This window comes from Pseudoalteromonas sp. 5Ae-yellow (assembly GCF_014077565.1).
In the GTDB taxonomy this organism is placed as follows: domain Bacteria; phylum Pseudomonadota; class Gammaproteobacteria; order Enterobacterales; family Alteromonadaceae; genus Pseudoalteromonas.
Map to the genome: position 1 here is coordinate 1 of NZ_JACGWD010000043.1, position 20,969 is coordinate 20,969.

Annotated in this window: 18 protein-coding genes; 12 read left to right on the top strand and 6 right to left on the bottom strand. The window is 39.7% G+C overall.

The genetic code is table 11. The features are described 5' to 3' along the window. Window positions 1–150: 150 nt before the first annotated feature. The 5 genes from H4J63_RS12445 to H4J63_RS12465 are packed head-to-tail and all read right to left on the bottom strand — an operon-like array spanning window position 151 to window position 3,670. Window positions 151–594 (bottom strand): DUF2069 domain-containing protein, encoded by a 444-nt coding sequence (locus H4J63_RS12445; RefSeq protein WP_002961460.1) that lies wholly within the window; start codon window positions 592–594, stop codon window positions 151–153. Then, a complete protein-coding gene (wrbA, locus tag H4J63_RS12450; RefSeq protein ID WP_182196879.1) occupies window positions 591–1,145 on the bottom strand; it encodes an NAD(P)H:quinone oxidoreductase in 555 nt (184 codons plus the stop codon). Before wrbA ends, H4J63_RS12445 begins: the two co-directional genes overlap by 4 nt. Then, the gene (gene arsC / locus H4J63_RS12455; RefSeq protein ID WP_182196880.1) at window positions 1,145–1,492 is read right to left on the bottom strand and encodes an arsenate reductase (glutaredoxin); all 348 of its coding nucleotides are present in this window, start codon (window positions 1,490–1,492) and stop codon (window positions 1,145–1,147) included. The genes wrbA and arsC overlap by 1 nt, the downstream gene beginning before the upstream one ends. Window positions 1,493–1,545: 53 nt before the next feature. Further along, on the bottom strand, window positions 1,546–3,003 hold the full coding sequence (locus tag H4J63_RS12460; protein WP_182196882.1) for a M48 family metalloprotease: 1,458 nt from the start codon (window positions 3,001–3,003) through the stop codon (window positions 1,546–1,548). A 1-nt stretch (window position 3,004) separates the two neighbouring features. Beyond that, a complete protein-coding gene (locus H4J63_RS12465) occupies window positions 3,005–3,670 on the bottom strand; it encodes a hypothetical protein (protein ID WP_002961456.1) in 666 nt (221 codons plus the stop codon). Window positions 3,671–3,815: 145 nt separating this feature from the next. Between H4J63_RS12465 and H4J63_RS20335 the strand changes: the two genes are divergently transcribed. The 11 genes from H4J63_RS20335 to H4J63_RS12515 all read left to right on the top strand — a co-directional run bounded on the left by H4J63_RS20335 (window position 3,816) and on the right by H4J63_RS12515 (window position 18,952). After that, complete coding sequence (locus H4J63_RS20335) at window positions 3,816–4,034, top strand: hypothetical protein (RefSeq protein ID WP_149602402.1); 219 nt, start codon at window positions 3,816–3,818, stop codon at window positions 4,032–4,034. Then, window positions 4,027–5,103, top strand: coding sequence for an AI-2E family transporter (locus H4J63_RS12470; RefSeq protein WP_024606584.1), 1,077 nt, complete (start codon window positions 4,027–4,029; stop codon window positions 5,101–5,103). The genes H4J63_RS20335 and H4J63_RS12470 overlap by 8 nt, the downstream gene beginning before the upstream one ends. Window positions 5,104–5,238: 135 nt before the next feature. Beyond that, window positions 5,239–7,494, top strand: a complete 2,256-nt coding sequence (locus H4J63_RS12475) for an aminotransferase class V-fold PLP-dependent enzyme (RefSeq protein ID WP_182196883.1) — start codon at window positions 5,239–5,241, stop codon at window positions 7,492–7,494. A gap of 400 nt (window positions 7,495–7,894) precedes the next feature. Further along, the gene (gene pgi, locus H4J63_RS12480) at window positions 7,895–9,541 is read left to right on the top strand and encodes a glucose-6-phosphate isomerase (RefSeq protein ID WP_182196885.1); all 1,647 of its coding nucleotides are present in this window, start codon (window positions 7,895–7,897) and stop codon (window positions 9,539–9,541) included. Window positions 9,542–9,810: 269 nt separating this feature from the next. After that, entirely contained in the window at window positions 9,811–11,283 is a 1,473-nt protein-coding gene (gene zwf / locus H4J63_RS12485; RefSeq protein ID WP_024597624.1) for a glucose-6-phosphate dehydrogenase, read from the top strand. A gap of 2 nt (window positions 11,284–11,285) precedes the next feature. Next, window positions 11,286–11,996 carry a 6-phosphogluconolactonase gene (gene pgl, locus H4J63_RS12490; protein ID WP_024606581.1) on the top strand — a complete coding sequence of 237 codons (711 nt, stop codon included), beginning with the start codon at window positions 11,286–11,288 and terminating at the stop codon, window positions 11,994–11,996. A gap of 336 nt (window positions 11,997–12,332) precedes the next feature. Further along, a complete protein-coding gene (locus H4J63_RS12495; protein WP_024597622.1) occupies window positions 12,333–13,037 on the top strand; it encodes a SapC family protein in 705 nt (234 codons plus the stop codon). A gap of 126 nt (window positions 13,038–13,163) precedes the next feature. Next, complete coding sequence (locus tag H4J63_RS12500; protein ID WP_182196887.1) at window positions 13,164–14,195, top strand: isoaspartyl peptidase/L-asparaginase family protein; 1,032 nt, start codon at window positions 13,164–13,166, stop codon at window positions 14,193–14,195. 107 nt (window positions 14,196–14,302) lie between these two features. After that, window positions 14,303–18,190, top strand: coding sequence for an ATP-dependent RNA helicase HrpA (gene hrpA / locus H4J63_RS12505; RefSeq protein ID WP_182196889.1), 3,888 nt, complete (start codon window positions 14,303–14,305; stop codon window positions 18,188–18,190). Between the two features lie 75 nt (window positions 18,191–18,265). Continuing rightward, window positions 18,266–18,646 carry a PleD family two-component system response regulator gene (locus H4J63_RS12510; RefSeq protein ID WP_024606579.1) on the top strand — a complete coding sequence of 127 codons (381 nt, stop codon included), beginning with the start codon at window positions 18,266–18,268 and terminating at the stop codon, window positions 18,644–18,646. 9 nt (window positions 18,647–18,655) lie between these two features. Continuing rightward, complete coding sequence (locus tag H4J63_RS12515) at window positions 18,656–18,952, top strand: PilZ domain-containing protein (RefSeq protein ID WP_007581065.1); 297 nt, start codon at window positions 18,656–18,658, stop codon at window positions 18,950–18,952. A gap of 29 nt (window positions 18,953–18,981) precedes the next feature. Here H4J63_RS12515 and H4J63_RS12520 read toward each other — a convergent pair whose 3' ends face one another. Continuing rightward, on the bottom strand, window positions 18,982–20,172 hold the full coding sequence (locus H4J63_RS12520; RefSeq protein WP_002961441.1) for a class I SAM-dependent methyltransferase: 1,191 nt from the start codon (window positions 20,170–20,172) through the stop codon (window positions 18,982–18,984). A gap of 140 nt (window positions 20,173–20,312) precedes the next feature. On the opposite strand from H4J63_RS12520, the gene H4J63_RS12525 reads away from it, so the two are divergent. Then, on the top strand, window positions 20,313–20,969 hold the full coding sequence (locus H4J63_RS12525; protein WP_039487345.1) for an HD domain-containing protein: 657 nt from the start codon (window positions 20,313–20,315) through the stop codon (window positions 20,967–20,969).

A 20,969-nucleotide genomic window follows, 5' to 3' on the forward strand; every position in this document is an offset into this window, starting at 1 on the left:
ATGGCTTGCTCAATCGGCGTTTAGAAAATAAGCCGAAGGGATAGAAGAATACAGGAGCCGTATACGAGGCCCGTACGTACGGTTCTGTGAGAGGGATGAGGCAAAAGCCTCACCCTACTCGATGTATTTATAACCGTTTATGAATAAATATTATTTATTGTGCTCATTTGCTGCTTTTTCTTCAGCGAGTTCTTCTTTAAGCTTACGGATTTTTAAACCCTGTTCTTGTCCGCGATGCCTTGCATAATACGTACAGCCAATAAACATTGAAGAGGCAAACACAAGCTCTAACAATACCCATATAAGCTCATCAGGAGCTGCCCAAAGCATGGTTAAGCCGTGTATAAAATACAGCATTACAATAAAGTTAGCCCACGCATAAGTGTAAGTATAGTCTTTTATTATGCCTCTTAGCGGCAGTAGTAATGGAATAATAGGCACAAATAAAGACACTAAACTCGCATTACCATTTAAAGGTGGTACAAAATACATCCACAGTGGAATAAGAACAAGTAAACCTACATAGCCAAAGAGTGCGGCACGCTGAAATTTTACTGTAATTGGCTTTTTAGCTGGGTTGTCAGCTGTATTCATTTAAGTTTTCTCGCAATGTGAGTAAGGCGTTTACCAACGCTTTGGCATATTTTAATTTCGTCTTTACTAAGTTGTGCACTATTAGCGCTGCCAGCAACGTGTGTTGCACCGTATGGTGTTCCACCTGTTTGTGTTGCAAGTAGTTCGGGTACATCGTACGGCACGCCCAGTAGCATCATACCGTGGTGTAATAGTGGCAGAGATAAGTTAAGTAAGGTTGCTTCATTACCACCATGCATACTGCTTGATGACGAAAACACACACGCTGGCTTATCTATTAACTGGCCTTTTAGCCACAAGTCGCTGGTGGTTTCCCAAAAGCTTTTAGCTTGAGAGGCCATCATTCCAAATCGGGTTGGTGTACCAAATGCCAAACCATCGCAGTTTATTAAGTCATCTTTGGTGATCACAATGTCGTGCGCATTTTTAGCCACAAAGGTGCGAAGTAGTGCGCTAGCACCTTGTTGCTCTATCGACTCTGCTATTTCGTTAGCCATTGCTTCAACTGAGCCATGGCTTGAGTGATAAAGCACCACTATGGTTGCACTCATTATAAAACGCTTAGTACGTTTTCTGGTGGGCGACCAATCGCGGCTTTATTGTTATTAACCACAATAGGGCGCTCAATTAGTTTTGGATTTTGTACCATGGCATCTATTAATGCTGATTCATTGCTTTCATCTTTTAAATTAAGCGCTTTGTAGTCATCTTCTTTTGTGCGCATTAATTCACGTACGGATGAAAAACCAAGTTGGATTACAAGCGTTGCAATTTGCTCGTGTGTAAGAGGGTTTTTTAAATACTCTACAACACTTGGCTCTATCACTTTACTTTGCAGTAGTGCTAGCGTTTCGCGTGATTTAGAACAACGTGGGTTGTGGTAAATGGTAACAGACATAAAATGATTCCAAAGTGTGAATTGCGTCTATTTTAGGGTAAGCGCTTGCAGACTTAAAGTCTTGCAAGCTCTTTTTGTAAAAGTCGATACTGGGTAAGTAGTGCTTTTAAACGTTGTTGCTTAACAAGTTGGGTAGGCTCTACAAAGTTAAGTGCTTTTTGTACTTCGTCTGCGGCTTTTAAATAAGCGCCATATTGCGCTAATACATCGGCGTTCGCTTCGTGATAAGAGGCTAATTTATCTTGTTTTTTATACGCATCAGCAAGGAGTTGTTTACCTAAGTTGTGGTCGGGCTTTTCGAGTAAAAAACTCTTTAAAATATTTTCAGCAAGCTCATATTGCTCAGCTTCGAGAGCTGCATTGGCATAGTTAAGCGTAATTACCTGATTATTAGGGCGATACTGATTTAAATCAGCTAAAAACTTAACGGCTTCATCTGCCTTTTCTTGTGCGATAAGTAAATCGGTATGGGTATCTATATAAAATAAGTTTTTAGGATCGTTTTTTAAAAGCTCGTCTAATATTGGCGCTGCTTCATCAAGCTTTTTTTGATCAAGCAAGCTTATGGCTAAGCCATACTTTAATGCGGTATTGTTATAGTTGTTTTCGCGCAGTAGTTTTTTAAATAAGTCTTCTGCGTTTTCTGGTTTGTTGTCGTAGCGGGCAAGCACTCGACTTTTTGCTAAATTAAATTCAAGGCTCGCATTCATAAGACGCACAGGAAATTGCTCTGCACGCAAACGTACGTCTGACACTCGGCTCTCTGGCAATGGGTGAGTTAGCAAAAATGCAGGTGGCTTGTATTTATAGCGAATTTGCGCTGCAAGTTTAGTTAAAAACTCACTCGATGCACGTGCATCAAAACCAGCATTATTAAGTGTTTGCATGCCTATGCGGTCAGCTTCTTGCTCAGCTGAGCGGCTATGTGTTAATTGGCTAAAAGCAGATTGTGTTTGGCTTGCTGATATAATGGCAATACCCGCGTCGGGTGCAACAACGGTTGCTAATATACCGGCAATCATACCGGCAATGGTCAGTGCGCTGTTATCTTGTTGCTGCTGTATTCTACGTGCTAAGTGGCGCTGTGTTACGTGAGCAATTTCGTGACCAAGTACTGAAGCAAACTGGCTCTCGTTATCTGCTTGCGCTATTAATCCCGTGTGCACTCCAACATGGCCGCCGTAAAAGGCAAATGCGTTTATTTCTGAGTTATTTATCCAAAAAAATGAAAACGGAAAACGTACATCGTTAGCATTAGCAACAAGTTTACGGCCAATAGTCGTGAGGTATTCATCTAGCACAGGGTCGTTTATAACTGGCGATGAACCTCGTATTTGCATCATCATTACTTCGCCAATAGCTTGTTCTTTTTCAAGTGGCAGTGCTTGTAATGCAGATGTTCCTAAGTCAGGAAGAGTAAAGTTAGTTTGCGCTTTTAAAGGTTCGCTTACTAATAAGCTAAACGTAAGCGCTGCGGTGCATAAAGTGATAAATGCTGATTTTAGCTGCATTTTATTCCTTGTTAATTTGTTCGCCAATTGCAATTTTGGCTATGTCTATTTCGTCACTGCTTGCACGGCTGTCTTTTTCGCACAATTGGTATAGTTCTTTTATTGTGACTCCATCAAGCTTTACAACGTTCAATTCTCGCTGCAAAAAAGTAATAATTTTATGTACTACTTTATGTGCGTGTAAAATAATGGCTTTATCTGCTTTGTCGCCCCGTTCAAAATAAAAGCCAATAAACTTATGTAACTGACTTATTCTGATCAGGTTTTTCATTGAATGTGGGTCCCACACTCTAAACTCCATAAAGCGATTATTTTTTATGTATTGGTCAACAATAACATCTTTAGCATAAGGCTGTGCCCAAAGCTCAAAGCCTCTGTCGGTAAAAACCTGGTGCAGCGCAATGCGTGGCTTATATTTGGTATGTATTTCACCAAAGCTGTCTTCGTGGCCTTCTAATAAATCTAAATTCCAATTGCGTTTATCTATAAGTTGTTTAACCGCATTATCGAATCCATGATCTAAAATACCTTCTGATTCGCTTATTGATGAGGCAACAAGGTGATAAAAAGGAGGGAGTTCGCCCCAATTAATTTGCTTTTTAAACCAATTAATCTCTTTGAGTGTTGGATTACTTGGTAGTTGCGCTTTATTATGCGTGCCAGGCATTAACTTATCCTTACTGCTAGCTATGTTATAAGGATAAACTATTGCAGGAATTGTTTTAACAAAAAGTTACAACGGTTTGAGTATATAAATACGTAGACCGTAAATATGCGACTTATTATTCATTTACTATACGGATAAAGTAGTTATGGTAGAGCGCGATTTAAAAGAGTTTAAGTGTCCTCAGCAATTTGTGCAGTTTAAGCTTGCGCTTCGAAGTGCACAGTCATCAAAACAACGCATCACTTTTAGTCTTAATAGAGGTGAAAGTGCGAACGACATTGAACGTTTTTTGCAAAAAAATGCTTATAGTTACAATTTTGATAAACAACGTGGGTTGTTATTAGTGGAGCCATTACATGTTTGAATACGTAAAAACATGGTACGAAAGGAAGTTCTCGGATCCTCATTCGTCTACCTTATTATTTTTATTATTGGTATCAGTTGCCTTACTTTACTTTTTTGGCGCGTTAATTGTTCCTGTGCTTGTTGCACTGGTTATCGCTTATTTACTAGATTGGCCGGTTGTTCATTTAGAGCGTGTTGGCTTAAAACGTTTTACAGCAACAATTATTGTAATGTTGATATTTATTAGCATTATGCTCACCCTTATTTTAGTTATTGGCCCAGTGCTTTGGAAGCAAACCAGTAACTTAGTGCAAGAAACACCGCATATGCTAGAGCAGGGGAAGTCTTATTTAATGGCTTTACCTGAACAATACCCAAGTTTAATTAATATAGAACAAGTACAAGCAATTGTTGCAACCGTAGAAGCTAAAATTATTGAGTTTGGTCAAGCGGTATTATCGTTTTCACTTACGTCTTTAAAAGATGTTGTTGCTTGGCTTATATATTTGGTACTTGTGCCGTTACTGGTGTTCTTTATGCTTAAAGATAAGCTGGAGCTGACAGGCAGTATAGCTAAACTGATCCCGCAGCAACGACGCTTGATTTTACAAGTGTGGAACGAAATGAACCAACAAATTATGAATTACATTCGCGGTAAAGTATTCGAAATTTTAATTGTTGGTGGTGTGTCTTTCATCGCATTTACTGTTTTAGATTTGCGCTATGCAGCTTTACTTGGTGTGCTTGTTGGCTTTTCGGTATTAATTCCATTTATTGGCGCGGCACTCGTCACTATTCCGGTAGCGGCAGTTGCACTGTTTCAGTTTGGATTAGAAACGCAGTTTTGGACCATTTTAATTATTTATGGAATTATTCAGGCGCTTGATGGCAATGTACTTGTACCGCTGTTGTTTTCTGAGGCAGTTGATTTAAATCCGGTATTTATAATTGTCGCGGTATTATTTTTTGGTGGCTTATGGGGGTTTTGGGGTGTATTTTTTGCCATCCCGTTGGCCTCATTAGTAAAAGCGCTAATAACAGCTTGGTCGTCAACGCACGAAGAGATCAGCAAAGAGCTCAGTGAATAGTTAAGCAAACAGACTTTTAGTTTAAAAAAGCATAGTAAACGCACCTCTAGTGCTAATTGATTATTACTCATTACCTGTAAATTTATGTACTATTGGTAATAAGATATATTTTTTAGTAATAAGGTGCGTTTTTTAATGTCTGAGTTTTTATTGCACGATGAGCCAGTAAAACAAGTTTACCTTGATGCAAATGCAACGACCCCTGTGTTGCCTTGTATTGCTGATGTTGTTTCTCATACCATGCAAATATGTTTTGGTAATCCTTCAAGCCCGCACATCACAGGTATTCAAGCCAAGCATTTATTAGAACAAACACGTCAAAAGGCACGCACGGTTATTGGCGCAACTAATGGCGATATCCTATTTACCTCTGGCGCAACAGAAGGTATTCAAACTGCGGTGGTTTCTACATTAATTAATGCTAAAAAGCAGTCTATTAAAAACCCTGTATTATTATATGGCGCTACTGAGCATAAAGCGGTGCCAAATACACTCAAGCACTGGAATAGCGTACTTGACGTTAATGCTGAGGTGCTTGCTATTCCGGTTGATAGCAACGGTATTTTAGATTTAGATTTTATCGCAGAGCATATTAATAACGCTTTGATGATTTGCACCATGGCCGTTAATAACGAAACCGGTGTATATCAAGATTTACCCGCTATAGAGCAGGTAATTCGTAGCCGTAACAAAAATGTATCGTGGATGGTGGATTGCGTACAAGCACTCGGTAAACAAGCGCTCGCACTGAGTAATACAACTATTGATTACGCTCCTTTTTCGGGGCATAAGCTTTACGCACCTAAAGGTATTGGCTTTTTATATATTCGTAGTGGCAGTGCGTATACACCTTTTATAGCGGGTGGCGGTCAAGAAAGTGGAATGCGTTCAGGCACCGAAAATCTACCCGGTATTGCAGGGTTAAATAAACTATTTAGTATGTTGCTTGATAAATCAGACGATACATTTAAACCAATTAGCATACTTAACTCTTATCGAAGCCAGTTACAAAGCGCGATAAAAGACACCTTTGGTGATATTACATTCAATCATGATTTTGCTTATAGCGTGCCTACCACACTTAACTTTGCGGTAAACGACTTAACGAGCAAAGAAGTGATTGATTTATTTGATGCTGCGGGCATTCGCGTAAGTGGTGGCTCGGCTTGTAGTACGGGCGCATCAACAAGTTTTGTTTTAGATGCAATGGGTGCAACTAAGTGGCAAAGCGAAAACGCGATTAGGCTATCGTTTGGACCTGCGGCAACACAACACGATATTGATGATGCTTGTGTGCGTATTCGCGCTCTTAAAGCAATACTACAGGCTAACTGTTTAATTGTATCTGATAGCACCACACCACAACAAGAAGTGTGCGCACTTGGCCTTACTCAGTTTAGGCACCAAGGAGCATGTAGCTGGCTTTATGTAAGCGATGATAAATACGCAGTTATAATAGACCCGATTATTGAGCTTATTCCGCGCTTTGAAAAAATAGCTAATACACAAAACTTAACTATATCAGCGGTGCTTAATACACATCTGCATCAAGAGCGAGAGTCAGCGACTAATTTATTAACCAGTGTTCTTGCATCAAGAGTTGTAAAAGGTGAGGTTGATGCTTTAGGTTGGCCACTAAATGCAGAAAGTATTAGCTTAGCAAATGACGTACTTGAAAAAGTAGCGACACCTGGGCACAGCAAAGATAGCGTAAGTTATTTATTAAAAAATAGTAATGGCGAAACGCGTTATTGTTTTTGTGGTGATTTAATTTTGCCTGCAGGGCTTGGCAATACATCGCTTATAGGTGGGGATGCAAAAGCAATGGCACGCTCTATTTTAGCAATAAGCGAGCAACTTAATGGCACCAGCATTATTTGCTCAGGGCACGACTACCAACAATGTTTTGCCATGAACTGGGCTGTACAACAAAACCAAACGCCATTACTCAATGCGTTAGTAAGCGGCAGTATTTCAGTTGATGAATTTACTATACAAAAGCAGCAGCACGACGCTTCAAAGCAAGTAAATAACACGCAATTGTGTGGTTATGTAAATGCATTGCCTGAGATTGATACACAGCAATTAAATTTTGATGACGCTAAAGCAATGTTAAACACCAGCGATGTGTATTTAATAGATACTCGGGAGCCGTATGAACATGGAGCAAATAATGTTGCTCAGTTATTTAATACGCTAGATGAAAAAACATTAAATATACCGCTTAGCAGAATGGCAAATGCGGTATTTGAAGGCCAATTAAGTAAAAATAACAAATATATTTTATTATGCCGCAGTGGTAACCGCTCAAAGATTGCTGCGAGCAATTTAATGCAGCTAGGATACAAAACGGTTTATAACCTAAGTGGTGGGCTAGCGCTTAGTAATTAAGCAAAGATTTTAATTTATACAAAATCGGCTTTAGAGCCGATTTTTTGTTTTTAAGGTTTAATTGTTTGCAAGGCAAACAATTACAGTAATTAGTGAATAACTATGAAAAGTAATTAGCAGCGCTTATAAAAATTCATTAATATTTCATTTTGATTGATTAAGCTATGCCGTTGCCTTTAAAATTACAGGTAAATTAATTTATAAAATTTTTATGATACCGGTGTCAAAAGCTAAAAATTGCGTTATCATCTGCACATAAAATTATAAAAACAGCACTTTTTTTGCATTTTTAGTTATACTATTTGCGCTTTAATTTAGTGTGAATAAGTAGTAATAAGAGTTTTTCTTTTATAAAAAATATTTTTAAATCAATTGATTGAAAAAAATAGAGGATATTTACATGTCTAACCGAACGCAACTAGCAAGTTGGCAAGCACTAGAACAAAGTGCAGCTAAGATGAAACAAACACATCTAAAAACGTTATTTGCACAAGATGACACGCGCTTTTCTCAGTTTTCTACTCAAGTACCAGGCGTATTATTCGACTATTCTAAGCAACTTATTGATAACGATGTTTTTGCTAACTTAATGTCGCTTGCTAAAGAATGCGATATTGCATCGTGGCGCGATAAAATGTTTAGCGGTGAAAAAATAAATATCACTGAGGATCGCTCAGTTTTGCATGCGGCACTTCGTAATCGTGCTCACACTCCATTAATTGTTGATGGCGAAAACGTGACACAAGCCGTAGACAACGAGTTAGCTAAAATTAAAGTGTTTGTAGAAAAAGTTCGTAGCGGTAAATGGTTAGGCTATACCGGCAAAGCGGTAAAAGATGTTGTAAGTATTGGTGTTGGTGGCTCTAACCTTGGTCCACAAATGGCAACTGAGGCATTAAAAGCACTTGCTGATGATACGTTAAATGTTCACTACGTATCTAATGCTGACGGTGTACAAATTTCGTCTATATTAAAAGCCATTGACCCTGAAACAACATTATTTGTTATTTCTTCAAAAACATTTACGACGTCAGAAACCATGACAAACGCAAAGACGGCGGTTGACTGGTTTTTACAAACAACAAAAGATGAAAGTACAATTGCAAAGCATTTTGTTGCAGTAAGTACAAATTTAGAAAAAACGGCAGCCTTTGGTATCAGCGACGAAAACGTATTCACTATGTGGGATTGGGTTGGTGGTCGCTTTTCACTTTGGAGTGCGATAGGCTTACCAATTGCTTTATATTTAGGCTACGACGCCTTTGAAGCAATTTTAGAAGGTGCGTTTGAAATAGACGAGCACTTTAAATCTGCGCCGTTTGAGCAAAATATACCATTAATTATGGCATTGCTTAGTGTATGGAATACGAGCTTTTTAGGTTATACAGCGCAAGCTATATTACCGTACGATCAAGCACTGCATATGTTGCCTGCGTATTTACAGCAAGGCGAAATGGAAAGTAACGGTAAACACGTTAACTTTGCAGGCGAAACGGTACCTTATACTACGGTTCCAATTATTTGGGGCATGACGGGTATTAATGGCCAGCATGCCTTTTATCAGTGTTTACACCAAGGTAATGTAATTGTACCTGCAGATTTTATTGCATCAGTTAAGCCACAAGTGAATGTTGATAAGCATCACGATATTTTATTATCGAACTTTTTTGCACAAACAGAAGCGATGATGAGTGGTGTAGATGCAGCGCAAGTTACAGTTGATTTAACCGCTAAGGGTAAATCGCAAGCAGAGATTGATGAGTTATTAAATCATAAAATTCATCAAGGCAATCGTCCTACAACGTCTATGCTATTAGATACAGTAGATGCTAAAACAGTGGGCCGTTTAATTGCACTGTATGAGCATAAGATATTTTGCCAAGGCATTATTTTAGAAATATGTTCGTTTGACCAATGGGGTGTAGAGCTGGGTAAAGGTTTAGCATCTAAAATTGAGAGTGAACTCACTGATGATAGCGTGAAACACGCTCATGATAGTTCTACAAACGGCTTAATGGCGTACTATAAACAAAACCGTACGCAGTAAAAAATTCGCTTACGCAAGTAAGTAAACCGAGTACCTTTGAACGGGTAGCGCTGGAGTGCTTAGGGTCTGTATTTTTGTGAGAGGAGATACAGGGCCCCTAAGGCTCATTTAATAAGCGCAATGATAAACAATAATAATAAATCATCGATACAGAACAATTCAGCAGGCTTTTATTTAAATACAGCTATAAAAGCCATCTAATCTAGCAATAAATAGGCATACCCGCGCATTTACAAAATGTACTGGGTATCACAACGTAGAGAGTAACTATGCTTAATCCTTTTGATATTATAATTTTTGGGGGCGGTGGTGATCTTGCGTTACGCAAATTGCTACCTGCAATGTACAGAGCATATCAAGAAGGTAACTTACCTGAAGGCTCACGTATCCTACCAACAGTGCGCGAAGAATCGAAACGTGCTGAATACATAGAAACAGCGCATAAAGCATTACAAGAATTTTTAAGCAAAGGTGAGTTTAACGCTAAAGATTGGAAAGCGTTTTCTACTTTTTTAGTGCCAGTGGTAAGTAATGTTACAGAAGCAGACGACAACTGGGATGTGCTAAAAGGCATTTTAGATGAGCACGAAAGCACTAAGTCTCGCGTGTTTTACTTATCACTTCCGCCTGCTGTTTACGGCACGTGTTGTGAAATATTATCGACTAAAGGTTTAATTACACCTACATCACGCGTTGTTGTTGAAAAGCCAATTGGTTATTGCGGTGATTCTGCTGAAGCAATTAATGGAAAAATTGCAGAGTTTTTTAATGAAGAACAAATTTTCCGTATTGACCATTACTTAGGTAAAGAAACAGTACAAAACTTAATGGCGCTGCGTTTTTCAAACTCATTGTTTGAAAATATGTGGGATGCTAAATCTATTGATAATATTCAAATTAGCTTATCAGAAACGGTTGGCCTTGAAAGCCGCGCTGGTTTTTATGATAAAGCCGGTGCACTTCGTGACATGGTTCAAAACCACTTATTACAACTACTTTGCTTAGTTGCAATGGAGTCGCCTAATAAGCTTAACGCTAACAGCATTCGTAACGAAAAACTAAAAGTATTAGAAGCACTTCGCCCGCTTGTAGATGGTGATGTTGATGAAAATATTGTTCGTGGTCAATACGTACCAGGTGACTTAAACGGTAAAATTGTACCGGGTTACTTAGAAGAGCTAAATGAAGGTTCTAGTAAAACAGAAACGTTTGTAGCTATTCGCGCGCATATCGATAACTGGCGCTGGGCAGGTGTTCCATTTTACCTTCGTACGGGTAAACGTATGGCTAAGCGCTGTGCAGAAATTGTGGTTGAATACAAAAAAGTATCTCACAATATCTACGAAGATAACGTGGGTAATATCGAGCCAAATCGTCTTGTTATTCGTTTGCAGCCAGAGGAAACAATTCAACTAACGCTTATGTCTAAGCGCCTTGATAATCTTCAAATGCAACTTGAGCCAGTAACAATGAATATTGAGCTTTCACAAGCTTACAGCAATGGTTTCCACTCAGATGCGTACAAACGTTTAATGCTTGATGCCGCTGCTGATAACCCGTCGTTATTTATTCACCGTGATGAAGTTCGTCAAGCGTGGAAGTGGATTGATCCAATCATCGACCGTTGGCAAGACAAAGGTAAGCCTGCGCTTTACCGTGCTGGTAGCTGGGGACCTGATGATGCTGATGAATTATTGGCAGAAAACAATCATGTATGGTTTAACACAGGCGATAAGGTATAAGCATGGCAACACTAGTTGAAAAGTTTTTTGATGATAAAGACGCGTTAACAGCTGAGCTTTCTGCAACGCTTGAGCAATCATTACGTGATGGCATTAAAAACGATGGCCGTGCTGTATTAATGGTGTCGGGCGGCTCGTCTCCTGCGCCCGCTTATAAGCATTTATCAACACTTGATTTAGATTGGCAACATGTTGATGTTGCTATGGTTGATGAGCGTTGGGTAGACCCAAGCCATGAAAAAAGTAATGAAGCATTTATTAAAAGTACTTTATTACAAAATCATGGTAGTGCTGCAAACTTTATTACTATGAAGAACGCTGCAGCAACGGCTCAACAGGGCGCACAAGAGTGTGAAGCGGCTTATAGCGAGTTAAAAAGCCCATATGATGTAACTATTTTAGGTATGGGCCCAGATGGCCATACAGCGTCGTTATTCCCAAATGCAGACGGTTTAGAGCATGGTTTAACAACTGAGCAAACAGTATGTGCAATTAATGCGATACAAAGTGATGTGACGGGTAGTATTACTGAGCGAATGACGCTTACGTTAAATGCCATTGCGCAATCTAAAGTGGTTAAGCTTTTAATTAGCGGTGAAGAAAAACTCGCTGTTTATAAGCAAGCAAAAGCGGGCGGCGATGTTAATGACATGCCACTTCGCGCTGTGCTTAATCACCCAAGTATAAATATTGAAGTATATTGGGCGCCTTAATTTAGATGCCAATTTAACTTTTAAAGGCCGCTTATATAAGCGGCCTTTTTTATTTGCTTAAATTTAAGCCCAAACACTGCAAAAAAATAGCTTTGAACTGTTAACCAATGTTAATGAATAACTTTGATTTGTATTAAAATCAACCACGAAGTGTGTTGTTTTTGAACAAAATTTATGAGTTTGAGCTGTATGTTTTTTAGCAACGTTCAGATTTAGTTAAATTTTATTTTTTCATGGTTGTTGTCATAAAAGTTTCCCTTCCTTTTTTAGCTCAAAAGCATTAGCCTAAAGGCATTAACAATGAAACATATAAATTAAAATAAACGGAGCAGTAACATGGCGGAGCAACAAGTACAGCCTTTACACAACGAAAAACATGCCAACACTAAAATTCAAAACGGCATCAATGTAGAATTCATGAAAACTCAACACTTAGTGCCAGTAGTTGCACATGAGTTTGCACGTGTAGCAAACGAGTTTCCAATGTCATTCGTTAAAAATAACGAAACAGGCACTTTTCAAGCAGTTGCTATGTTTGGCTTAGAGCCAGGCGAAAACCTTTTTGTAGAAGATGGTAAATGGACTGCAGCATTTGCACCTATGGCATCTACTCGTTACCCACTGGGTTTAGTTAAACACCCAGATCAAGATCAATACGGTATCGTAATTGACGAAGCAAGTGCGCTTGTTGGTGAAGACGAAGGTAATGCATTATTTGAAAACGGCGAAGAAACAGATTACCTAAAACGTCGTAAAGAAGCGCTAGTATCGTTTATTGAGTTTTCTCAAGTAACTGAAGCGTTCACTAAATTTCTTGCTGATAAAGAGTTACTAATTGCGCAAACGCTAACAGTAGACATTAAAGGCGAGAAAAAAGACATCAACGGTATTTACCTTATCGATGAGAAAAAGCTAAACGAATTAAGCGATGCTGATTTCTTAGAGCTTCGTAAACGTGGTTACTTAGCACCAATTTATTCTTTCTTAACGTCTACTCATCAAGTAGCACGTTTAGCGCGTTTAAAAGCAAAACAAGCTTAATTACAAACACGTTAAATTTAAAAAGCGCCTTAAGGCGCTTTTTTTATGCCATTAAACTCACTTTAGTTGAAATTAAGCTCTCAACCATTCACATTAGTTTATAACTTCCCCATAAAAGAACTTATTATGAAAACACCATTATTAGCAATTTTTGCGAGCAGCCTTTTTGCTTTAAGTAATAGCGTATTAGCAGCAGAGACTCCATTTGCCATTGCGATTCATGGTGGGGCAGGGACCATCGAAAAAGCACGGTTTACACCCACTCAAGAAAAACAGTACCGCGCTAAATTAAGTGAAGCAGTAGAGACAGGCTATAAAGTATTGCACCAAGGCGGTGAAAGTTTAGATGCGGTGATAGCGGCCATTACAGTATTAGAGCAATCGCCTTATTTTAATGCAGGACGCGGAGCGGTATACACTTACGATGGCGGGCATGAACTTGATGCATCTATAATGGATGGTCGAAACCGTGAAGCCGGCGCTGTTGCAGGTGTAAAACATATTGAGAGCCCGATTAAATTAGCACGTTTGGTAATGGATAACTCCGTGCATGTAATGCTTAGCGGCCAAGGCGCTGAGGACTTTGCTAAAGAGCAGGGCGTTGAGCTTATTGAAAATAACTTATTTGATACTGAGCCTCGTTACAAAGCACTTTTAAAAGCAAAGCAAAAATTAGATAAAGCCAAAGCAACCAGCAAAGAGTATCAAGCTGCACACAAAGCATTACCTAACAACTATAAAATGGGCACGGTTGGTGCCGTGGCACTTGATAAAAACGGTAATTTAGCAGCTGGTACATCAACAGGCGGTATGACCGCAAAACGTTATGGCCGTGTGGGTGATGCGCCAGTAATTGGGGCAGGAACATTTGCTGAAAACGAATCGTGCGCAGTATCGGCAACAGGGCATGGTGAATATTTTATTCGCTATAACGTAGCGAGCGATATATGTGCGCGTGTTAAGTATCAAGATAAAACCATAGCTGAAGCTGGAGATGAAGTTATAAACGGTGTGCTTAAGCCTATAGGTGGGACTGGCGGCGTTATTATTATTGATACTAAGGGGAATATTAGCTTACCGTTTAATACCTCGGACATGTATCGCGCGAGTAAATCGAACACACAAGCGACTTATGTGGGAATTTTTAACGACGAATAACCCATAAGTACATATATCTGGGCAGTTATGCGCTTTGTAGGATTAACCCTGAGCATTTAGTTTGATACAATTAATGCTCTATTATTAAAATTTTATAAGGTATGCGGGTGGTTAACCTAGGTCAGTTGTTTGGCGAGCTAAAAACGTGCTTAAAAAAAGATCAATTTATTTTTAAAAAACGCTTACATGGTGTAAAAAAAATAACCGATGAAAACAAGCATGCCAACGCGCTTGAAAAAATAGCGGCTGATATAACCCGTAGCCAAGAACTGCGAGCTAAGCGCTTAGTGGACCTTCCTAAAGTGACTTACCCTGAGCAATTGCCAGTAAGTCAAAAAAAGGAGTTAATTAAAGACGCAATCGCTAATAACCAAGTGGTTATTATTGCCGGTGAGACGGGCTCAGGTAAAACAACGCAAATACCTAAAATGTGTTTAGAGCTTGGTCGTGGTGTTGATGGCTTAATAGGCCATACTCAACCACGGCGACTCGCTGCGCGAACGGTGGCTAACCGTATTGCTGAAGAAATGAAGTGCGAACTTGGTCAGCAAGTCGGTTTTAAAATTCGTTTTAGCGATCAGGTTTCTAATAATACCTACGTTAAACTAATGACTGACGGTATTTTACTGGCAGAAATTCAGCAAGACCGATTTTTAAATCAATACGACACCATCATTATAGATGAAGCGCATGAGCGTAGTTTAAATATTGATTTTATTTTAGGTTACTTAAAAAACCTGCTTCCAAAGCGCCCTGATTTAAAAATAATAATTACCTCAGCGACTATTGATCCTGAGCGCTTTTCAAAGCACTTTGATGATGCGCCCATTATAGAAGTATCGGGTCGTACTTTCCCTGTTGATGTGCGCTACAACCCTATTACTGATATTAATAAAGATGATATGGAAGCGGAGGGCGATCAGCTACAAGGTATTTTTGATGCCGTTGATGAGCTGTGCGTCGAAGGCCCTGGCGATATTCTCATATTTTTAAATGGTGAGCGTGAAATACGCGATACCGCAGATGCACTTAGCAAGCGTAATTTAAAACACACCGATGTATTGCCACTTTACTCGCGTTTATCTAACGCAGAGCAAAACCGTATATTTGCGCCGCATTCTCGTCGTCATATTATTTTATCGACTAACGTAGCCGAAACGTCACTCACCGTGCCAGGTATTCGTTATGTAATAGACCCAGGTACTGCGCGTATAAGTCGCTACAGCTACCGTACAAAAGTACAGCGCTTACCAATAGAGCCTATATCACAAGCAAGTGCTAATCAGCGTATGGGTCGTTGTGGACGTGTTGAAGCGGGTATTTGTATTAGGTTGTACTCTGAGGATGATTTTTTATCACGTCCAGAGTTTACCGACCCTGAAATACTGCGTACTAACCTTGCATCTGTTATTTTACAAATGTTGGCGCTAGGGCTTGGGGATATGGCGCAATTTCCGTTTGTACAAGCGCCAGATAGCCGCAATATTAATGATGGCCTAACATTGCTTGAAGAGCTACAAGCGGTAAAACCAGCTAAACGTGATAGTAAAACGAGTTTAACTCAATCGGGTAGAGAGCTAAGTCGATTACCGGTTGACCCTCGTTTAGCTAAAATGGTGCTCACAGCTCACAAACTTGGCGCATTGCGTGAAGTGATTGTTATTGTGGCGGCGCTGTCGATTCAAGATCCACGCGAACGCCCGCAAGAAAAACGTGCTGCAGCCAATGAAAAACACGGCCGCTTTGACGACCCAGATTCAGACTTTATCGCTTTTTTAAACTTATGGAATTACTTAGAAGAGCAGCAAAGCGAGCTAACTAACGGCCAGTTTAGAAAGCTGTGTCAAAAAGATTTCCTAGCCTATATGCGCCTGCGTGAGTGGCAAGATATTGTTTATCAAATAAGTACTGTGTGTAATGAAATGGGCATGAAAGCAACCAGCCAAGCGGCTGATGGCGAACTTGTTCATAAAGCGTTATTAAGCGGAATGCTGAGCCACATTGGCTTTAAAGATGAGAAACAAATATACAAAGGCGCACGTAATAGTCAGTTTCATATTTTTCCGGGTTCAGGTTTATTTAAAAAGAGCCCTAAATGGATTATGTCGGCAGAGCTGGTAGAAACCAGTAAATTATATGCCCGCACAAATGCAAAAATAGACATTAACTGGGTAGAACCATTAGCACAGCATTTAGTAAAACGTAGCTACACAGAGCCACACTGGGAGAAAAAGCCAGGTGCGGTAATCGCGTTTGAGCAGCAAACTTTGTACGGCATACTTGTTGTAAATAAACGTCGCTGTGTTTATAGCAATATTGACCCAAAAGTAAGTCGAGAGCTTTTTGTACGCACCGCATTAGTTGAGCAAGAGCTGGGTTTAAATGAGAGCTTTTTAGCGTTTAACCGTGAACTAATAGAAGATATTCAAGTTCTGGAAAATAAGTCGCGTCGCCGTGATATTTTAGTTGACGAGCAAACGTTATTTGAGTTTTACGATAAAAAAATTCCCAAAGAAATTAATAACCGCGCTGCATTTTTAAAATGGTATAAAACACAAAAACAACAAAATAAACATTACTTACACATGACTCGCGAAGAGTTAATGCAGCATGGCGCAAGTAATATCACTGAGTTTGATTACCCGGACACATGGCAGCAAGACAATATTATATTACCTCTTGCTTATCATTTTGACCCAGGACAAGCGGTTGATGGTGTTGCGGTACAAATACCGGTAGCGCTGTTGAATCAAGTACAAGAGAGTGGTTTTGACTGGCACATACCTGCATTTAGACATGAGCTAATAAGTGGACTTATAAAATCATTGCCTAAATCGCTGCGCCGTAATTTTGTGCCAGCACCAAATTATGCAGATGCAGTGCTTGCAGCCATTGAGCCAATGCAAGGGGGCTTAATTGATGCTTTAGCTACGCGTTTATTAAGAATGACAGGTGTGAGAGTTGATATTGAGGCGTGGGATTTAACAGCCCTTGCGCCGCATTTGCGATTACAGTTTGAAGTACGTGATGAACACGATAAGTTACTTGCACGTGGACTTGATTTAGCCAAACTTAAAGCAGAGCTGCAAGGTGAAGTAACCGAAACATTGTCTAAAGTAGCCGATAAAGGCATTGAAAAATCAGACCTAACACAATGGGACTTTGGTGAGCTGCCAGCGTCATATGTTAAAAAACAAGGTCAGTACGAAATAAAGGCGTACCCTGCGCTGGTAGATAAAAAGTCAGCCGCTGCAGTAGAGCTTTTTGATAGTGAAGCAAAAGCGCAGCAAGCGCATCAACAAGGTTTGCGCCGTTTAGTATTGTTAAATGTGCCGTCGCCAATTAAGTACTTACAACAAAACTTACCCAATAAAGCAAAGTTGGGTTTGTATTTTAATCCGTTTGGTAAAATAGCCGATTTAATTGATGACTGTATCGCCGCAGGTGTTGATAGCTTATTAGTAAAACACGGTGATATACGCGACGAAAAAGCATTTGAAACAGTAAAAGAGCAAATACGCAGTGAGCTGGGCGATGCCGTTGTATCGATTGCAACGCAAGTTGAGCAAGTATTAAGTATTGCTCATGCCCTGCATAAAAAAATGAAAGGGCGCGTTGATTTAACCATGATAACTGCGCACGGCGATATTAAGTCACAGCTTGAGTCACTTATATTTAAAGGTTTTGTGAGCGCGCATGGCGCAGATAAAATAGCGGATTTAATTCGTTATTTAAAAGCGATTCAAAAACGTTTAGAAAAGCTGCCTGTGGATCCAAATCGTGATAGGTTATGCGTACTAGAGCTAGATAAAGTTGCGCAAGAGTATAAAAAAGTAGTTAATAAAACGCCTAAAGGGTTGCCTATACCACAAGAGGTAACCGCTATTTTTTGGATGCAACAGGAGCTTAGAGTGTCGTTATTTGCTCAAACACTAGGAACGCCTTACCCAATTTCAGCCAAGCGGGTACTTAATGCGATAAAAGAGATAGAATAAAACTTGCATTTTCTATTAAGCTTAGTACCTTAATAGAAGGATTTATTTTTGTTTTGAAAAGGAAGCGACATAGTTATGTCCTCATCGATTGAACATAAAACAAAGCGACTTTTAGTGGTAGATGACGAGTATTTTAATTTTGAAATGCTCAAAGCCGCACTAGCGTCGAAATTTGATGTTAGTTACGCAGATTCAGGGCAAAGCTGCCTTGCGTCAGCAATTGCGAGTCCGCCAGATATAATTTTGCTTGATGTTTGTATGCCTGGTCTTGATGGTTATGATACATGCCGAATGCTAAAGCACACACCTGAAACAAAAAATATTCCTGTTGTTATGGTATCGGGCCTAGAGTCCCCATCTGAAAAACAAGCAGGGTTTGATGCTGGTTGTAACGCGTATGTTGTAAAGCCATTTTCATTGGGTGCTTTGTTGGAAGAAATTAACACGGTTGTTTAGAGGTAACATATGTTTACTGATGATAAGCGAAATTTTAGACGCATGCAGATTAACACTCCTGCAAATTTAACAACGATAGAACCAATAGCGGGTTTAAGTTTTGCCGCAGAGTGCGTGGATTTAAGTGCAACAGGTTTATCAATTCATTTAGATGAATTGCTTGAACCTAATACCTTACTGACGGTGAACATTGATTCGACTCATCCAAGTATTGCGCCTTTAAATGCAACAGCAAAAGTAATACGTGCCAGCAAAGAAGATGATGGCACGGTAACAGCAGGTCTTGAAATCATTCAGTTTAACTAAATCGATTCAGTTAAACTCAATAGTAGATATTAAAAAACCTTACAGATTAAGCCTTTTAAGTAAAAGCCTTCAGGGTAGCTGCCAGCAATTGGATGATCGGCTGCCTGGTTTAATCGCTCCATTATCAGTAGGTCTTTACCTGCATCAAGTGCTGCATCGGCTACTACTTTTTGAAACAGGTTTTGTTCCATTAAACCAGAGCATGAGAATGTTAATAGTGTTCCGCCTGGTTTTAGTATTTGCATGGCAATCATGTTGATATCTTTATAGCCACGACACGCGCCCGTTAGCTGCGCTTTATTATCAGCAAATTTTGGTGGGTCCATTACGATGGTATCAAACTGTCTACCTTCGTCGCGGTATTGGCGTAATAATTTAAATACATCCTGCTTAACAAAGCTCACTTTGTTTAAATCTAAGTTATTATGCTCAACATTACGTTTTGCTGTATCTAAAGCGGGTTGCGATACATCTACGTTAGTTACATGCTCACATCCACCACGCAGGGCATACAACGAGAATGTACCTGTGTAACTAAAGCAGTTAAGGACAGTTTTACCTTTTGAGAAGCGCTCAAGTGCAGCACGGCTGTCACGCTGATCTAAGTAAAATCCTGTTTTGTGACCTTCAATTATATCAACTTCGATTTTTAAGCCGTTTTCTTCAATAAGCACAGGCTCTTTTGGTTCATTCCCCCAAAGTGCGCCTTTAATTGGTTCTAAGCCTTCTTTAGTACGTACATCTACGTCAGAACGCTCATATATGCTAGAGCCGGGGAAAATAGACATCAATGCACCTACAATCTCGCCTTTATGGCGCTCGGCACCGGCGCTTAATAGCTGGCACACTAATACGTTGTCAAACTTATCTATTGTAACGCCTGGTAAGTAATCAGACTCAGCAGCACATAAGCGAAACCCTGTTAATCCGCCTTCTTCAATAACTTGGCTACGGGCTTCTAATGAGCGACGTAAACGGCGTTCAAAAAAGTGTTGATCGATGACTTCTTTTTCGTCAAAGCTCCAAACACGTGCACGAATTTGTGAGTGAGGGCTATACGCAGCAGTTGCTAAAAACTTACCTTCGCTGTCGTGAATCGTTACTGTGTCGCCTAATCCAGGTTTACCTTTAATTTTTTTGATGGCTTTTGAAAATAACCAAGGGTGTTTTCTTTTTAATGATTTATCGCGACCAGCTTGTAGGTAAACGGCAGATGACATAAGGCTTCTCAGTAGTAATAAATAAGCGCTGTATTTTAGTCAAGCAAGGAGCAACATACAATGAATGTTTTGCAAGGGGGGCATAAAGCACGGTAAAGTACGGATAATTCATTGATTAATTAGCTTTTTGGAACCTAACTTTGTCTGACGTCGCTTTAAGCCCTGATTTAGAAATACTTAACTCACAATGTAGAGGGTTTATCGCCTCTTTAGTGCATGCTGATGTTGCTCATGACATTACTCATATAGAGCGAGTGGTGCGTGTTGCAATACAGTTATGTAATGCGGAGCAGGCAAACATGTCAGTAGTATTACCTGCAGCGTGGATGCACGACTGTGTGGCGGTGGCTAAAAACCACCCTGATCGTGCAAAAGCCTCTACTATGGCAGCTGATAAGGCATTGGAGTTTTTAAAATCGATTAATTATGACGAGTCACTTTTTGATGAGATTCATCATGCAATTGCAGCGCATAGCTTCAGCGCAAATATAAAAATTAAAACAGTTGAAGCGCAAATAGTACAAGATGCCGACAGAATGGATGCGTTGGGCGCTATTGGCGTTAGCCGATGCATGAAAGTTGGTGGCTCAATTTCTCGGTTATTATATAACCCAAATGACCCTTTTTGTGTTGAACGCGAGGCTGATGATAAAACATACACGCTTGATCATTTTTTCATAAAGTTATTACATATTGCCGATAGTATGAATACCCCATCAGCTAAAGCAGAGGCGAATAGACGAACAAGGTATATGCATGAGTTTTTAGAGCAATTAAAGTCAGAAATTGGTGAGTAA

Excerpts from the sequence above, each read along its gene's own strand:
- arsC (WP_182196880.1), bottom strand. The coding sequence starts at position 1,492 with ATGTCTGTTACCATTTACCACAACCCACGTTGTTCTAAATCACGCGAA.
- H4J63_RS12515 (WP_007581065.1), top strand. The coding sequence starts at position 18,656 with ATGTTTACTGATGATAAGCGAAATTTTAGACGCATGCAGATTAACACT.
- wrbA (WP_182196879.1), bottom strand. The coding sequence starts at position 1,145 with ATGAGTGCAACCATAGTGGTGCTTTATCACTCAAGCCATGGCTCAGTT.
- pgi (WP_182196885.1), top strand. The coding sequence starts at position 7,895 with ATGTCTAACCGAACGCAACTAGCAAGTTGGCAAGCACTAGAACAAAGT.
- H4J63_RS12445 (WP_002961460.1), bottom strand. The coding sequence starts at position 594 with ATGAATACAGCTGACAACCCAGCTAAAAAGCCAATTACAGTAAAATTT.
- H4J63_RS12500 (WP_182196887.1), top strand. The coding sequence starts at position 13,164 with ATGAAAACACCATTATTAGCAATTTTTGCGAGCAGCCTTTTTGCTTTA.
- H4J63_RS12470 (WP_024606584.1), top strand. The coding sequence starts at position 4,027 with ATGTTTGAATACGTAAAAACATGGTACGAAAGGAAGTTCTCGGATCCT.
- H4J63_RS12510 (WP_024606579.1), top strand. The coding sequence starts at position 18,266 with ATGTCCTCATCGATTGAACATAAAACAAAGCGACTTTTAGTGGTAGAT.
- H4J63_RS20335 (WP_149602402.1), top strand. The coding sequence starts at position 3,816 with ATGGTAGAGCGCGATTTAAAAGAGTTTAAGTGTCCTCAGCAATTTGTG.
- H4J63_RS12475 (WP_182196883.1), top strand. The coding sequence starts at position 5,239 with ATGTCTGAGTTTTTATTGCACGATGAGCCAGTAAAACAAGTTTACCTT.
- H4J63_RS12460 (WP_182196882.1), bottom strand. The coding sequence starts at position 3,003 with ATGCAGCTAAAATCAGCATTTATCACTTTATGCACCGCAGCGCTTACG.
- H4J63_RS12465 (WP_002961456.1), bottom strand. The coding sequence starts at position 3,670 with ATGCCTGGCACGCATAATAAAGCGCAACTACCAAGTAATCCAACACTC.
- H4J63_RS12520 (WP_002961441.1), bottom strand. The coding sequence starts at position 20,172 with ATGTCATCTGCCGTTTACCTACAAGCTGGTCGCGATAAATCATTAAAA.
- pgl (WP_024606581.1), top strand. The coding sequence starts at position 11,286 with ATGGCAACACTAGTTGAAAAGTTTTTTGATGATAAAGACGCGTTAACA.
- zwf (WP_024597624.1), top strand. The coding sequence starts at position 9,811 with ATGCTTAATCCTTTTGATATTATAATTTTTGGGGGCGGTGGTGATCTT.
- H4J63_RS12495 (WP_024597622.1), top strand. The coding sequence starts at position 12,333 with ATGGCGGAGCAACAAGTACAGCCTTTACACAACGAAAAACATGCCAAC.